This is a genomic window from Pantoea sp. GbtcB22 (assembly GCF_019091025.1).
GTDB classification, from domain to species: Bacteria; Pseudomonadota; Gammaproteobacteria; order Enterobacterales; family Enterobacteriaceae; genus Pantoea; species Pantoea leporis.
The window spans coordinates 1-241 of the sequence record NZ_JAGXKB010000723.1 but is presented as its reverse complement, the minus strand read 5'-3'; the positions used below and the strand labels follow the sequence as shown (position 1 = coordinate 241).

The following is a 241-nucleotide window of genomic DNA, read 5'->3' as shown; positions in this document are numbered from 1 at the left end:
CGGAGATCGACGAGGGAACCCTGATCCTCACGTCGGCCCGCCTGGTGTTCCTGGGTCGCCTGAAGACCGTGGAGGCGCCACTCGACCAGTTGGTCTCGATCCAGGCTGAGGACGGCGCGTCCGTGATCATCCGTGGGCGAGGCGACGACGCGCCGATGGCCTTCGTCCTGAGCGAAGCAGGTCGCGCGCAGTACCTGGTCCGGCTGATCGACATCGTGCGATCCGGGACGGCGAAGGTCGC

General features: G+C 67.6%; 1 protein-coding gene. It reads left to right on the top strand.

The genetic code is table 11. The annotated features are described in order from the left end of the window. Positions 1-241 (top strand): hypothetical protein (locus KVT28_RS26480; RefSeq protein ID WP_217551274.1); only part of this gene is annotated, 241 nt, incomplete at both ends.